Below are 14,427 nucleotides of genomic sequence, written 5' to 3' on the forward strand. Positions count from 1 at the left end.
GCCTGGCGCCTCATGGCTTGAGGATCAGTAGCGGTTCGCCTTTCGGGACGACGTAAGTGGCCAGTTCGACGCCTTTCTCGTTGCCAACGTTTTTGGCCACATGCGCGACGCCCGCCGGAATGAACAACGAATCGCCGGCCTTGAGTATCACCGGCGCCCGCCCTTCGAGCTGATACTCGAACGTGCCGCTGATGACATAAGCGACTTCCACGCCGGGATGCGCATGCCGAGGTGAGGTGACGCCAGCATCAAAATCGATACGCGCCTGAATCACTTCGCGATTGTCAGCGCCGAGATCCTGGCGAACCAGATCAGTACGGCTCAGACCTTTTTGCCAGCTCGTCGCCGGCGCATCCGCCGCATGGGCGAAACCGGTCAGGGAGGCGAAGACAACGGCAGAAGCCAGAAACAGTGGACGGTACATGGTGATGCCCTCTTGAGCGTAGTGTTGGTGTGAGGGCTACTTTGGACTCGGCATGTAGGGCGGATGTGTCTCGAAGGCGCAGTTTGGTGTTGCCGTGTGTATGCGCTGAGGGTTGATACATGCTTATACAAACGTGTTGCGGTACCTGACCGGGCCATGGCCGGAGGGAATCTGTAAACTGCCGCAATCTTCATTCACTCAAACAAGAGATGCCCATGGCCAATCAAGACATCATCTTCACGCCGGATCCCGACACCGATTCGATTTCTTCCGACGTTGCCACCTTCGGCGGCATCATGGTTTCCACGCAGATTCCAACCCGCGCCGATGGCAGCCTGGAACTCGGCGGCATCACCGAGCAAAGCGAGTGCACGCTGCAAGCGCTGAAAGTCGCACTGGAACGTGCCGGCAGTTCGATGGACCGGGTGCTGCACCTGACCATTTACCTGACCGACATGGGCGATCGCGGGGCTTTCAATGAAGTGTACAAACGCTATTTCGCCAAGCCTTGGCCGGTGCGGGCGGCGGTAGGCGTGGCCTCGCTGGCGGTTGAGGGGATGCGTGTGGAAGTGACGGCGATGGCGGCGAAAGGCTGATTTGCGGAAATACTGCGTAGGCTGCCGCCACGATTCCGAAGTGCGACATACGCAGTGAAATACTCAAGGGCGCGTGCCAAACACAGCAGCCACCAGGATGGGGCCGTTTGGCAAGCGCTGGCTCGCCCGTTGAGCGAATTGGCGTCAACGGTCTATTCACAAAACTTGAAGCGGACCGCTAGCTACAACAAACAGTTTACCTTCTGATACCCGGTATGTTTGCCCGCGGTGCTCGATTTCAAAATTGAATGTTGCCGTAATCGAATCGATACCTTCCTCGTGTTTGCGCGCAAACTCTATTGTTCCTGTTTTCGCATATAAAATTTCATGCGACATAGTCATCAATCCCGCCACAGGGCTTCCGAACCCGCCAACTTCATGCGTACCGTCCGCAAGGGAGCGATCTATCACAAATGAAATGATCTCACCCACCTCGTCCGTAAAATATTGACCAATAACGCTAAACGTCTCTTTTGTGCCGAAATAAAGATGCCGAGTGGCGGAGAATATTGGCTTGCCTATGCCCGGATGATCGGGTGAAACGACCGCTTTGTAATACACTTCCGCCTTCTTCCGAGGACGCGATTTAAACGACGCGAAATCCGAGATACCAATCGTCGCGAAAGCGTTATTACCTTTCATGATATTAATCTCCAATGTCTTGCGTGATATAGGCCAGAGCGACTTTCCCGCTCCCACCTGATGTTCACGCTTTGGACGCGGGCGGACAACTGACAGACTTTACAGTTATGCATTGCCTCGTAATGTGCTAGGTCCTTCGTACCTGATATCGGCACGCTGGTGCCGCCTGGGTGTTTCACAGGTACAATGCGCCCCTTGCCCGTGACCGCCTGACTAAAAAAACTATGTCCTTGCCCAAGCATCACCTGGAATTGCTCAGCCCTGCCCGCGATGTCGCCATTGCCCGCGAGGCCATCCTGCATGGCGCTGACGCCGTGTACATCGGCGGCCCGAGCTTCGGCGCACGCCACAACGCCTGCAACGAAGTCAGCGAAATCGCCGAACTGGTCGAGTTCGCCCGCCGTTACCACGCGCGTATTTTCACCACCATCAATACCATCCTGCACGACAACGAACTGGAGCCGGCGCGCAAGCTGATCCATCAGTTGTATGACGCCGGTGTCGATGCGCTGATCGTCCAGGATCTGGGCGTGATGGAGCTGGACATTCCGCCGATCGAGCTGCACGCCTCGACCCAGACCGACATCCGCACCCTCGAGCGAGCGAAGTTCCTCGATCAGGCCGGTTTCTCTCAGTTGGTACTGGCCCGTGAGCTGAACCTGAAAGAAATCCGCGCCATTGCCGATGAAACCGATGCCGCCATCGAGTTCTTCATCCACGGCGCGCTGTGCGTGGCCTTCTCCGGCCAGTGCAACATCTCTCATGCGCAAACCGGCCGCAGCGCCAACCGTGGCGACTGCTCCCAGGCCTGCCGCTTGCCGTACACCTTGAAAGACGAAAAGGGTGGCGTGATCGCCTACGAAAAACACCTGCTGTCGATGAAAGACAACAACCAGAGCGCCAACATCCGCGCACTGGTTGAGGCTGGCGTGCGTTCATTCAAGATCGAAGGTCGCTACAAGGACATGGGCTATGTGAAGAACATCACCGCCTATTACCGCCAGCGCCTTGACGACGTGCTCGAGGATCGCCCGGACCTGGCCCGCGCTTCCAGCGGCCGCACCGTGCATTTCTTCCTGCCCGATCCGGAAAAGACTTTCCACCGTGGCAGCACCGATTATTTCGTCACTGATCGCAAGATCGACATCGGCGCCTTCGACTCGCCAACCTTTACCGGCCTGCCGGTCGGTACGGTGGAGAAAGTCGGCAAGCGTGACATGCAGGTCGTCACCCATGAGCCGCTGTCCAACGGCGATGGCTTGAACGTTCTGGTCAAACGCGAAGTGGTCGGTTTCCGCGCCAACATCGCCGAGGCCAAAGGCGAGTTCGAAGAAGACGGCGAGAAGCGCTACCGCTACCGCGTCGAGCCGAACGAAATGCCCGAAGGCCTGTTCAAGCTGCGTCCAAGCCATCCGTTGAATCGCAACCTCGATCACAACTGGCAACAGGCGTTGCAGAAAACTTCTTCGGAACGTCGTGTGGCCCTGAGCTGGCTCGCTCGTCTGCGCGAAGAACAGCTGGAAGTGACCGCGACCAGCGAAGAAGGCATCAGCGCCAGCGTTACCCTCAACGGGCCGTTTGGTGTTGCCAACAAGCCTGAGCAAGCGCTGGAGCAATTGCGCGACCTGCTCGGCCAGCTCGGCACCACGCAGTATCACGCCACCGACATCAAGCTGGATGCGCCGCAAGCGTTCTTCATTCCCAACTCGCAGCTCAAGTCTCTGCGCCGCGAAGTCATCGAAGCGCTGACTGCGGCACGTGTCGCCGCGCATCCGCGTGGCAGCCGCAAGGCCGAAACCACGCCGCCGCCGGTGTACCCGGATTCGCACCTGACCTTCCTCGCCAACGTCTACAACCAGAAGGCCCGCGACTTCTACCACCGTCACGGCGTCAAGCTGATCGACGCGGCGTACGAAGCTCACGAAGAGCCAGGCGAAGTGCCGGTGATGATCACCAAGCATTGCCTGCGGTTCTCCTTCAACCTGTGCCCGAAACAGGCCAAAGGCGTGACTGGTGTGCGTACCAAGGTCGCGCCGATGCAGTTGATCCACGGCGATGAGGTGCTGACGCTTAAGTTCGATTGCAAGCCGTGCGAGATGCACATCATTGGCAAGATGAAAGGCCACATCCTCAACCTGCCGCAGCCGGGCAGCGTGGTCGGCCACATCAGCCCTGAAGACCTGATGAAAACCATCCCGCGCGCACCGCACTGAGTGACCGGCGTGCGCGGCGCTTCGGCATCGCGCACGCCCCGGCTAGCTCAAGCGCAGTAAATCGCAGGCATAAAAAAACGCCAACTTCTTGCGAAGTTGGCGTTTTTTCGTAGATGGCAGGGGCGGCTGGATTCGAACCAACGCATGGCAGGATCAAAACCTGCTGCCTTACCGCTTGGCGACGCCCCTGTAGCTCTGGTCAGCGGCTCCGTTAGGATCGCTGTGAGAACGGGGCGCAATTTAACAACATTCATTTCATTTGGGAAGCCCGAGATGAAATTTTTTTTGTTTTAAAACAGCCACTTATTATTTTCGCGCGTAAACTCACCGTTTCATCGCCATGTATCACACTGTGTACGCGCCCCGCTGCTACACAACCCAATGCAAAAACGCTCTCTGGCGACACAGAGCAGATACCTCGCCACGCTTCAATGCACTCAGGGTTTCAAGGGTTCATCCAGCCCCTTGGCCACAGGCTCGCAAAGGAGACGTCAGCATGAAACAGGCTCTGCATACCTCTAAATTCAAAGCCGCACTTGGTTTGTCAGTCTTGGCGCTGTCACTGCTCGGCGCCGTCGGCAGCGTTCAGGCGCAAACCACTGAACCGGCCGCCGCCAGCTATTCGGCGCCCTCTCCTTTCGGCCCGCTGAAGCACATCAAGGCTGGCTTGCTCGACGTAGCCTACGCCGAAACCGGTCCTGCCGATGGGCCGGTGGTGATCCTGCTGCACGGCTGGCCCTACGACATTCACAGCTACGACGAAGTCGCACCACTGCTCGCGGCCAAGGGTTACCGCGTGCTGATGCCGTATGCACGGGGTTATGGCGACACGCAGTTCCTGTCCAAAGCCACTCTGCGCAACGGCCAACCGGCGGCATTGGCCAGCGACGTCATCGACTTCATGGACGCGCTGAAAATCAAACAAGCGGTGCTGGGCGGCTACGACTGGGGCGCGCGTTCGGCGGACATCGTCGCGGCCTTGTGGCCAGAGCGCGTGAAAGCGCTGGTAGCGGTCAGCGGCTACCTGATCGGCAATCAGGCCGCCGGTCAAAACCCGCTGCCGCCGAAAGCCGAATTGCAGTGGTGGTACCAGTTCTACTTCGCCACCGAACGCGGCCGCGCCGGCTATGAAAAGAACACCCACGACTTCGCCAAACTGATCTGGCAACTGGCGTCGCCGCAGTGGAAATTCGACGACGCCACCTTCGACCGCAGCGCCAAAGCGTTGCAGAACCCCGATCACGTCGAGATCACCGTGTTCAACTACCGCTGGCGGCTGGGCCTGGTGCAGGGCGAGGCGAAATATGCCGCGCTGGAAGAAAAGTTGGCTACTGCACCGTCGATCAGCGTGCCGACGATTACCCTGGAAGGCGATGCCAATGGAGCGCCACATCCCAAGCCTGAGGACTATGCCAAGCGTTTTACCGGGAAATATCAATTCAGGTTGATTGAGGGTGGGATTGGGCACAATTTGCCGCAGGAGGATCCGAAGGCGTTTGCGCAGGCTGTGGTTGATGCGGATCATCTCTGACAGACCCGCCCACAAAAGCCCCTCACCCTAGCCCTCTCCCGAAGGGAAAGGGAACTGATCGGGGGATGTCGAAGAGTCACGCCAACCTGAAAGCGCTGTAGTGAATCCATAATCGACATCCATCTTTCAGGTCGATGTACAGCGCAAGACACCTCGGCGCCCTCTCCCTCTGGGCGAGGTCTGGGGTGAGGGGTTTAGAGGGCTGCACCGGCTGGCCTATTTCACCAGCCGCTTCTCCTTCGAAGGCCGATAACCAAAGTACGAGCTATAGCACTTGCTGAAATGGCTCGGTGAAACAAAACCACACGCCACCAGCACTTCCACCTGCGACAGCTCGGTGTGTTGCAGCAGACGCCGTGCTTCGGTGATGCGCAGTTCCAGGTAATAGCGCTGCGGCGTGGTGCCCAGTTGCTCCTTGAACAAGCGCTCGAGCTGGCGCCGTGAGCGGCCGGCGTAGACCGCCAATTGTTCCAGCTCCAACGGGTCTTCGAGGTTGGCGTCCATGAGTTTGATCACTTCACGCAACGGCGCACTGACGCAGATGTTTTCATCCGGTTTGATGCGCCGGTAGCGCGACTCTTCGAAGGCGAGGATATCTTCGATGCCCTCGACCAAGGCTTTGCCGTGCAAGCCCTTGATCCAGTCCAGCGCCATGTGGAAGGCCCCGGACGGGCTGGAGGCGGTAAGGCGGTCGCGGTCGATCACATAGGGTTCGCTGCTGACGTGGGTGCTCTTGGCGATTTCGGTCAGTGCCGGGCGATGTTCCGGGTGGATCGAGCACCGATAGCCATCGAGCAAACCGGCGCGACCGAGAAACCAGGAACCATTCCACAATCCCGCCAGGCTCACGCCCCGCTCCGCTGCGGACTTGAGCAGGCCGATGAATTCGTCACTGGCGCGCAATTCGGTGCGATAACCACCGCACACCACCAGCAGATCCAGCTCGTTAAGCGCAGCAGAATCCAGGCGCGCATCGGGGCGGATGACCAGGCCCAGATCGCTGATCACTTCGCCATCGCCGAGGCCGAAGGTGCGCGACGAGAAAAGTCCCGGGCGCAACAGGTTGGTGGTGACTACCGTGTCCAGCGCCTGGGTGAAGGCCGGAAGTGAAAAATGTTCAAGCAAGAGGAAACCGGTGCGGGTCACACCGGTGTTATCGGGGTTCTGTTCATTCAGATAGCGAAGGTTCTTGCCCTTCATGCCACCGCTGAATTGACGTCGTTCAATCAAGGTCGGGTCCATCGGTCGTTGTTATGCGGCGATAGTTGGCCGCTTCTGCGCAAGAGTCAATCATGGCCGTGACTGGTGCGTCACGATTGGCGCTGCCGCCGCCATCAGCCCAACCACCCAATCAATAAAAACCCGCAACTTCAGGCTGACATGCCTATTTGGCGGATAGGCCAGATAAAGCGGCATCGACTCAAGCTGCCAGCCTTGAAACAACTGCAGCAACTCGCCCCGCGCCACATGCGCATCAGACATATACGTCGGCAACCACAACACCCCCATGCCCGCCAGTCCCGCCGCCAGATAAGCATTGCCATCATCCACCGCAAGCACATGCCGGCCCTTGATCTGCAGGCGCTCGGTGCCGTTGTGCAACGTGTACGGAAGAGGTTTACCAGTGCGAGCCCAGAGAAATGCGACGACGCGGTGATGGGAGTCTTGCAGTTCCAGCGGGTGCTCAGGCGTCCCTTCGCGGGCCAGATAAGCCGGCGCGGCGAAAACACCCAAGGGCAGATCGGCAAGCTTGCGCGCCATCAACGATTGATCGAGCAGCTCGCCGCCGCGCACCACGCAATCGACGTTCTCATCGATGATGTCGACGATGCGGTCGCTAACGCCCATATCGATCTGGATGTCCGGGTAGCGCGCGTGAAAATCCGGCAAGGCTGGCACCAGAATGTGCCGCGCGAACGGGCTCGGCACGTCGATGCGCAAACGCCCGCGCGGCCGTGCGGCGGCGCCCGGCAGGCTGGTTTCGGCGTCGTCCATGTCGGCCAGCAGCTTGATCACCCGCTCGTAATACGCCGCGCCATCAGCGGTAACGTTGACCTTGCGTGTGGTGCGGTTGAGCAGCTTGACCCGCAGCCGCGCCTCCAGTTGCTGCACCAGTTGCGTCACCGTGGTCTTGCTCATGTGCAAGGTTTCGGCAGCCTTGGTGAAACTGCCCGCCTCGACCACCCGGGCAAAGGCCTGCATCGCATCGAACCGGTCCATCCGCGCCCCTCGATTGTTTGGGATTTGCAAACAGTGAACGCCAAGCTTGCGCGTTTATCCGCGCACTGCAAATACCTAAAGTCGTTTCCCATCAACCCACTGATGGAGTCAGCCCCATGTCCAAGCGCGATGTAGTTTTCCCACCCGCCCGCCATGCCTTGTATGAGCGTCACCGCTACTCGCCGGCGATTCGCTCCAACGGTTTCCTGTTTGTCTCGGGACAAGTCGGCAGCCGTGAGGATGGCTCGCCCGAGGCGGATCTGCGCGATCAGGTGCGCACCGCCTTCCACAACCTCAACGCGATCCTCGCTGCGGCCGGTTGCAGCTTCGATGATGCGGTGGATGTCACCGTGTTCATGGTCGATCCGCACTCGACGTTCGAAACCATCTGGAGCGTGGTGCCGGAGTTCTGGGGCGAAGCGCCGTTTCCGACGGTGACGGCTGTCGGCGTGACCTGGCTGGCGGGTTTTGATTTCGAGATCAAGGTGATTGCCAAACTGCCGGAAGCCGCTTGACCGGCACCGCACACAAACAGACACAACGCGCCGGCACGGAGGCTGGCCAATCTCCTCGCGAATGCGTATAACCTCGCCGTTTCGTCTACCCTGACGTGGCGCGCCGTTGACTACCGGCAGCCCTTCGAATGTTGACGCTTACGAAACGGAGAATTCTATGTTCAAGCGTACCCTCGCCCTCACCGCCGGTCTGGCGCTGTCCTTTTCTGCCCTGATGACGCAAGCCGCTGATGTGTTGCGCGTCAGCGCGATTCCCGACGAAGCCCCGACCGAGCTGCTGCGCAAGTTCGAACCGCTGGGTGCCTATCTTGAGCAGCAGTTGGGCATGAAGGTGCAGTTTGTCCCCGTCGCCGACTACCCGGCCGTGGTTGAAGCGCTGGCCACCGATCGCCTCGACATGGCCTGGCTCGGCGGTTTCACTTTCGTGCAGGCACGTTTGAAGACCGACGCCACTACGCCAGTGATCCCGCTGGTGCAGCGCGAACAGGATGCACAGTTCACGAGCAAATTCATCACCGCCGACCCGAACGTGAAAAGCCTCGCCGACCTCAAGGGCAAAACCTTCGCCTTCGGTTCGGTGTCGTCCACCTCGGGCAGTCTGATGCCGCGTTACTTCATGCTGAAAAACGACGGCATCAAGCCTGAAGGCTATTTCAGCCGTGTCGCCTACTCCGGCGCGCATGACGCCACCGTTGCCTGGGTGCAGGCCGGCAAGGTCGATGCCGGTGTGTTGAACGCCAGCGTCTGGCAGAAACTGGTCGACGCCGGCAAGGTCGACACCAACAAGGTCAAGGTCTTCGCCACCACGCCGACCTACTTCGATTACAACTGGACCGTGCGCGGCACCCTTGATCCGAAGCTGGCCGCGAAGATCAAGCAAGCCTTCCTCGACCTCGACCCGGCCAATCCCGAGCAGAAGAAGATCCTCGATCTGCAGGCCGCCAGTCGCTTCATCGAGACCAAGCCCGAGAACTACAAGGGCATCGAGGAAGCCGCCCGCGCCGCCGAACTGCTGAAATGACCCTACGCCTCACCCAGGGCAGCCTGCGCCATGCCAATGGCGTCGATGCCCTTCTTAACATCGACGTGCAGATTGGCGCTGGCGAACAGGTAGCGATCATCGGCCCGTCCGGCGCGGGCAAGTCGAGCCTGCTCAATCTGCTGGCCACCGCGCTCAAGCCCAGCAGTGGCGACATCGAAGTGCTCGGCGAACGCGCCTGGCACTTGTCGGCGCGCCAGCGGCAGCGGCTGCGTGCGCGCATCGGCCTGGTGCATCAAGCGCCACCGATTCCGCCACGTCAGCGGGTGATTACGGCGGTGCTGGCCGGCAAGCTCGGTCAGTGGAGCCTGGGCAAAAGTCTGCTGAACCTGCTGCATCCACTGGATGTGGCGGGCGCTCGCGCGGCGTTAGCGCGACTGGATCTGGGCGACAAACTGTTCGCCCATTGCCAGCAATTGTCCGGCGGGCAGTTGCAGCGCGTCGGCATTGCGCGGGTGCTGTATCAGGCGCCGGAAATATTGCTTGCCGACGAACCTGTCTCGGCCATGGACCCGGTGCTTGCCGGCCATACGCTGTCGATCCTGTCGCGCCATGCTCGCGAGCACAACGTCACGCTGGTGGCGAGCCTGCACGCGGTGGACCTGGCGCTGGCGCACTTTCCACGGATCATCGGCCTGCGCGACGGGCAGATTCTTTTCGATTGCCCATCCGATCAAGTCAGCCGCGACAAGCTCGATGCGCTGTACGCCAATGAACAACTGCAATCGCCTGCACCAGCGGTCGCGCCTTTGATTGTGCAGATTCCGCGATGCTGAAGGCCGATTCACGGGACCCGGCGGCGTGGCCGCGATTGTTGCTGACGCTGCTGGCGCTGGCCCTGCTGTGGCCGGGCATTCAGCTCAGCGAGCTGGACCTGGGCGTGCTGTTTCAGGACGCTAGCCAGAACGAAATGGGCCGTTTCGTTTCGGCGTTCTGGCCACCGGCGCACGATCAGGCGTTTATGCAACTGCTGCTCAAAGCCACCCTGCAAACCCTGGCGATTGCCACGGCCGGCATGGCCTTGGCGTTGCTGCTGGCGGTGCCGGCGAGCCTGATCGCGAGCCGCGCACTGTCGCTTTCTGCCGCTTCGCGGGGCGGCGTGCCGAGCCTGCCCGGGCGCTTGCTGCGCTGGCCGGTACGCGGCTTGCTGATCTTTCTGCGCAGCGTGCCGGAGATCGTCTGGGCGCTGTTGTTCGTGCGCGCGGTCGGCCTCGGGCCGGCGGCGGGCGTGCTGGCCATCGCCATCACCTACAGCGGCATGCTCGGCAAGGTCTACGCAGAAATTTTCGAATCCACCGACCAACGCCCGGCGCACGCATTGTTGCAGGCCGGCAGCGGTCGACTGGCGGCGTTTGCCTACGGCACGCTGCCGAATGTCGCCGCCGAATTGCTCTCGTACACGGTGTATCGCTGGGAGTGCGCGATCCGTGCCTCGGTGGTGATGGGCTTTGTTGGTGCCGGTGGGCTGGGGCAACAGATCGACTTGTCGATCCGCATGTTTGCCGGCGGTGAGGTCGCCAGCATGTTGCTGACATTCCTGCTGCTGGTGCTGTGCGCCGATCAACTCAGCCGCTTGCTACGCTGGAGGCTGACATGAGGCGCCTGATCAACCTGCTGCTGCTCGCCGCCATTGCGGTCGCGGTGGCCGCCTCTTTTGCCTATCTGGAACTGGATCTTGCCGAACTCGGCAGCGCCAACAGCCTCAAGCAGATGGGCAGTTATGTTCAGCGTTTTCTCAGTCCCGATTTGAGCGCCGGGTATCTGAAAGCTATCGCTCACGGTTCGCTGGAAACTCTCGCTATGTCAGCCCTCGGCACCCTGCTCGCGGCGCTGTTCGGCATTGTTCTGGCGCTGCCCGCCGCCGGGCGTTTCGGCTGGCCGCTGCAAAGTGCGGCGCGCCTGCTGCTCAACGGCTTGCGGGCAATTCCAGAGCTGGTTTGGGCCGCGCTGATGGTGCTTGCCGCCGGTCTCGGACCGAACGCCGGCACCCTCGCCCTCGCTCTGCACACCACCGGCGTACTCGGTCGGCTGTTCGCCGAAGCGCTGGAAAACACCCCGCCGCAACCGGCCGAGGCGATTCGTTTGCAGGGCGGCAATCCGCTTCTCGCGTTCTGCTACGGCACCCTGCCGAACCTCGCCCCGCAACTGCTCGCCTACTGCCTGTATCGCTGGGAAAACAACATCCGCATGGCCAGCGTGCTCGGTTTCGTAGGCGCCGGCGGCCTGGGCCAGATGCTGTATGTCAGCCTCAGCCTGTTCCAGGAAGCCCAGGCCAGTACGGTGATTCTGGCGATGCTGTTGCTGGTGTTTCTGGTCGATTGGTTGAGCGCCTGGAGCCGGCAGCGTTGGGTCAAAGCGTAGGCCGAGTGGATATCTGGCAAAAGCTGATTATGCTTCAGGAAACCTTGCAGCCCTGCGAGGCGGTCAGACTGTGCAAGCTTCACGCTAGAGCAACGGCGACAGATGCCGACGGGCCAGAGTGCGACAGGCAGTAACGGGGAACTCCGGCCTACAACAATAAGCACGACGGAGAACACCCATGGCCACAATCGACACAGCATCCACCGGCACGCCACCGCGCAGCGGCGGCATCACCAAGGAGGAGCGCAAGGTCATCTTCGCCTCCTCGCTGGGCACGGTTTTCGAGTGGTACGACTTTTACCTCTACGGCTCACTGGCGGCGATCATCGCCAAGCACTTCTTCGCCGGCGTCAACGAAACCACCGCGTTCATCTTTGCCCTGCTGGCGTTTGCCGCCGGGTTTGCGGTGCGGCCGTTCGGCGCCATCGTCTTCGGGCGTCTGGGTGACATGATCGGGCGCAAGCACACGTTTCTGATCACCATCGTGATCATGGGCGTGTCGACGGCAATCGTCGGTCTCCTGCCCGGCTACGCCACCATCGGCGTCGCTGCCCCGGTGATTCTGATCACCCTGCGTCTGCTGCAAGGCCTGGCGCTGGGCGGGGAATACGGCGGCGCGGCGACCTACGTGGCCGAGCACGCGCCACGCAACCGCCGTGGCTTTTTCACTTCGTGGATTCAAACCACCGCTACCCTCGGTCTGTTCATGTCGCTGCTGGTGATTCTCGCCTGCCGCACGGCGCTGGGTAACGAGGCGTTCGAAGCGTGGGGCTGGCGGATTCCGTTTCTGCTGTCGATCATTCTGCTGGCCGTGTCGGTGTACATCCGCCTGCAACTGAGCGAGTCGCCGGTATTCCAGAAAATGAAGGACGAAGGCAAGGCCTCGAAAGCGCCGCTGACTGAATCCTTTGCACGCTGGGACAACCTCAAAGTGGTGATCATGTCGCTGCTGGGCGGCACCGCCGGGCAAGCGGTGGTCTGGTACACCGGGCAGTTCTATGCGCTGTTCTTCCTGTTGCAAACATTGAAGATCGACGCGCAGACCGCCAACCTGCTGATCGCCGGATCGCTGCTGATCGGCACACCGTTTTTCGTGATCTTCGGCAGCCTGTCCGATCGCATCGGGCGCAAACCGATCATCATGGCTGGCTGCATCCTCGCGGCGCTGACCTACTTCCCGATCTTTACTGCGCTGACCCAGTACGGCAATCCGGACGTGTTCGTCGCCCAGGAAAAAAATCCGGTCAAGGTCATCGCCAGTCCCGAGCAGTGCTCGTTCCAGTTCGATCCGGTGGGCAAGGCCAGATTCACCAGCTCCTGCGACCTGGCGAAAACCCTGCTGGCGAAACGCGCGATCCCGTACGAGAACGTCGCCGCAGAACCGAACACGGTGGCGCAGGTGCGCATCGGTGACCGCGTTGTCGAGAGCTTCGAAGGCAGCGCCCTCACCGCCGCCGACTTCAAGGCCCGCAACGACGCCTTCACCGCCAACCTCGGCGCGGCGTTGAAAGACGCCGGTTATCCGGAAAAAGCCGATCCGGCCAAAATCAATTACCCAATGATGCTGCTCCTGCTCACCGTGCTGGTGATCTACGTGACCATGGTTTATGGCCCGATCGCCGCGTGGCTGGTCGAACTGTTCCCGACGCGCATCCGCTACACCTCGATGTCGCTGCCCTACCACATCGGCAACGGCTGGTTCGGCGGCTTCCTGCCGACCGTGGCGTTCGCCATGGTCGCCGCTACTGGCGATATCTACTACGGTCTCTGGTACCCGATTGTCATTGCTGTGGCGACGGCGATACTCGGCACGTTCTTCCTGCCGGAAACCAAGGATCGCGACATTCTCAAAGACTGAAACAACCGCTGTGCCCTCTCCTGCGGGAGAGGGCCTCGCCGCTGAAAAATTTCGAACGTCTGCCGCCGCGCTGTCTCCAATGTGTACACCCACAGGAGGCCAGCGCCATGAACCCCAACGACGACAAAACCCCCAACGCCCCACCCACCGATGCCAGCGGCAAACCGGTGAACGTGGTCGAGCGCGACCTGCAAGACCGCGACAACACCACCGAGGGCGTAGACAAAGTCATCACGCCCTCTTCCACTCGGGTCAAAGAGCAGGAAGCTGAAGAGCTGCAGCGCAAAGTCGATGAGATCGAGCGTAAGGTTGCAGACGGTAACTGAGTGCAGCGTGGCTGTGGCCGCGGCTTTGAGCGGCGGCTGTCAGCCCGATGACCAAAAGCTGATTTCCTACAGAATTGAACTACACAGCTGATCGACTTCACGTGCATCACAAGCGAAGCGTCTGACAGATTTGCATCGACTGTTTGCGGATGATGTCTCCCTCGTCCCGCCAGTGACGACAACGAGCCCACATCCCCTTAGACTGCTTCACATTGATCATGGAGGTCATGATGAGCGCTGAACTTTCACTTATCGTTTCAGACTTCGAAACCGAAGAAGAGGCTGCGGAATACGACCTTTGGTATCGCGCCAAGGTACAAGCCGCACTTGATGATCCACGCCCGCCTATCCCCCATGATGAGGCAATGGTGCTGCTAGGTCAGATGCTGGAGGAGAGACGCAAGAATCGACGCGCTGCCGGTTAGCTGGAGTAAACCGGCTCTTGGAGATCTGGCTGACATCATCGACTACGTAGAACAACGCAACACTTTCGCTTCAGTTGCACTGCACCAAAAGATCAGCGCCGCAGCGCGAAGGCTTTCCTGGATACCGCATGGTTTCCGCTCCGGCCGAATACCGGGCACTCGCGAAATGGTCATTAACTCGAATTATTTGCTGGTCTATCGGGTGACAGACCACATCAAAATTCTGACCGTGTTGCACGCCCGTAAAAAATATCCATAACCATTCATAAAAAAAGGC

The 14,427-nt window shown here is 60.2% G+C and carries 16 protein-coding genes and 1 tRNA gene; 12 read left to right on the top strand and 5 right to left on the bottom strand.

From position 1 onward, the window contains the following. Positions 1–10: 10 nt before the first annotated feature. On the bottom strand, positions 11–424 hold the full coding sequence (locus D8U70_RS22485) for a cupin domain-containing protein (RefSeq protein ID WP_016774943.1): 414 nt from the start codon (positions 422–424) through the stop codon (positions 11–13). Positions 425–639: 215 nt separating this feature from the next. On the opposite strand from D8U70_RS22485, the gene D8U70_RS22490 reads away from it, so the two are divergent. Beyond that, the gene (locus D8U70_RS22490; protein ID WP_024013136.1) at positions 640–1,020 is read left to right on the top strand and encodes a RidA family protein; all 381 of its coding nucleotides are present in this window, start codon (positions 640–642) and stop codon (positions 1,018–1,020) included. 156 nt (positions 1,021–1,176) lie between these two features. Here D8U70_RS22490 and D8U70_RS22495 read toward each other — a convergent pair whose 3' ends face one another. Next, a complete protein-coding gene (locus D8U70_RS22495) occupies positions 1,177–1,662 on the bottom strand; it encodes a hypothetical protein (protein WP_130929751.1) in 486 nt (161 codons plus the stop codon). A 224-nt stretch (positions 1,663–1,886) separates the two neighbouring features. Between D8U70_RS22495 and D8U70_RS22500 the strand changes: the two genes are divergently transcribed. Then, the gene (locus D8U70_RS22500; protein WP_110645430.1) at positions 1,887–3,875 is read left to right on the top strand and encodes a U32 family peptidase; all 1,989 of its coding nucleotides are present in this window, start codon (positions 1,887–1,889) and stop codon (positions 3,873–3,875) included. Positions 3,876–3,989: 114 nt separating this feature from the next. Here the strand turns inward: D8U70_RS22500 and D8U70_RS22505 are convergent. After that, positions 3,990–4,064, bottom strand: a tRNA-Gln gene (locus D8U70_RS22505). Between the two features lie 307 nt (positions 4,065–4,371). Here D8U70_RS22505 and D8U70_RS22510 point away from each other — a divergent pair. Next, positions 4,372–5,406, top strand: a complete 1,035-nt coding sequence (locus D8U70_RS22510; RefSeq protein WP_130929752.1) for an alpha/beta hydrolase — start codon at positions 4,372–4,374, stop codon at positions 5,404–5,406. Between the two features lie 216 nt (positions 5,407–5,622). On the opposite strand, the gene D8U70_RS22515 is transcribed toward D8U70_RS22510, so the two are convergent. Both D8U70_RS22515 and D8U70_RS22520 read right to left on the bottom strand, forming a co-directional pair. After that, positions 5,623–6,648, bottom strand: a complete 1,026-nt coding sequence (locus tag D8U70_RS22515; protein WP_130929753.1) for a GlxA family transcriptional regulator — start codon at positions 6,646–6,648, stop codon at positions 5,623–5,625. Between the two features lie 48 nt (positions 6,649–6,696). Beyond that, entirely contained in the window at positions 6,697–7,626 is a 930-nt protein-coding gene (locus tag D8U70_RS22520; RefSeq protein ID WP_130929754.1) for a LysR family transcriptional regulator, read from the bottom strand. Between the two features lie 116 nt (positions 7,627–7,742). Here D8U70_RS22520 and D8U70_RS22525 point away from each other — a divergent pair, with 116 nt between their 5' ends. The 9 genes from D8U70_RS22525 to D8U70_RS22565 all read left to right on the top strand — a co-directional run bounded on the left by D8U70_RS22525 (position 7,743) and on the right by D8U70_RS22565 (position 14,409). Further along, a complete protein-coding gene (locus D8U70_RS22525) occupies positions 7,743–8,141 on the top strand; it encodes a RidA family protein (RefSeq protein ID WP_130929755.1) in 399 nt (132 codons plus the stop codon). Between the two features lie 157 nt (positions 8,142–8,298). Beyond that, positions 8,299–9,162 carry a putative selenate ABC transporter substrate-binding protein gene (locus tag D8U70_RS22530; protein ID WP_041480134.1) on the top strand — a complete coding sequence of 288 codons (864 nt, stop codon included), beginning with the start codon at positions 8,299–8,301 and terminating at the stop codon, positions 9,160–9,162. Beyond that, on the top strand, positions 9,159–9,956 hold the full coding sequence (locus D8U70_RS22535; RefSeq protein WP_130929756.1) for an ATP-binding cassette domain-containing protein: 798 nt from the start codon (positions 9,159–9,161) through the stop codon (positions 9,954–9,956). Before D8U70_RS22530 ends, D8U70_RS22535 begins: the two co-directional genes overlap by 4 nt. After that, positions 9,950–10,777 carry an ABC transporter permease gene (locus D8U70_RS22540; RefSeq protein WP_122746097.1) on the top strand — a complete coding sequence of 276 codons (828 nt, stop codon included), beginning with the start codon at positions 9,950–9,952 and terminating at the stop codon, positions 10,775–10,777. The genes D8U70_RS22535 and D8U70_RS22540 overlap by 7 nt, the downstream gene beginning before the upstream one ends. Further along, complete coding sequence (gene phnE / locus D8U70_RS22545) at positions 10,774–11,541, top strand: phosphonate ABC transporter, permease protein PhnE (RefSeq protein WP_024013148.1); 768 nt, start codon at positions 10,774–10,776, stop codon at positions 11,539–11,541. The genes D8U70_RS22540 and phnE overlap by 4 nt, the downstream gene beginning before the upstream one ends. Before the next feature lie 178 nt (positions 11,542–11,719). Then, positions 11,720–13,399, top strand: coding sequence for an MFS transporter (locus tag D8U70_RS22550; RefSeq protein WP_073476721.1), 1,680 nt, complete (start codon positions 11,720–11,722; stop codon positions 13,397–13,399). A gap of 107 nt (positions 13,400–13,506) precedes the next feature. After that, positions 13,507–13,725, top strand: coding sequence for a hypothetical protein (locus tag D8U70_RS22555; protein WP_024013150.1), 219 nt, complete (start codon positions 13,507–13,509; stop codon positions 13,723–13,725). Between the two features lie 230 nt (positions 13,726–13,955). After that, positions 13,956–14,150: a stability determinant gene (locus D8U70_RS22560; RefSeq protein ID WP_110645437.1), complete on the top strand. Its 195-nt coding sequence runs from the start codon at positions 13,956–13,958 to the stop codon at positions 14,148–14,150. A 37-nt stretch (positions 14,151–14,187) separates the two neighbouring features. Continuing rightward, on the top strand, positions 14,188–14,409 hold the full coding sequence (locus D8U70_RS22565; protein ID WP_347238406.1) for a type II toxin-antitoxin system RelE/ParE family toxin: 222 nt from the start codon (positions 14,188–14,190) through the stop codon (positions 14,407–14,409). The last annotated feature ends 18 nt before the right edge of the window (positions 14,410–14,427 follow it).

This window comes from Pseudomonas sp. Sample_20 (genome assembly GCF_004307585.1).
Lineage (GTDB): Bacteria > Pseudomonadota > Gammaproteobacteria > Pseudomonadales > Pseudomonadaceae > Aquipseudomonas > Aquipseudomonas atacamensis.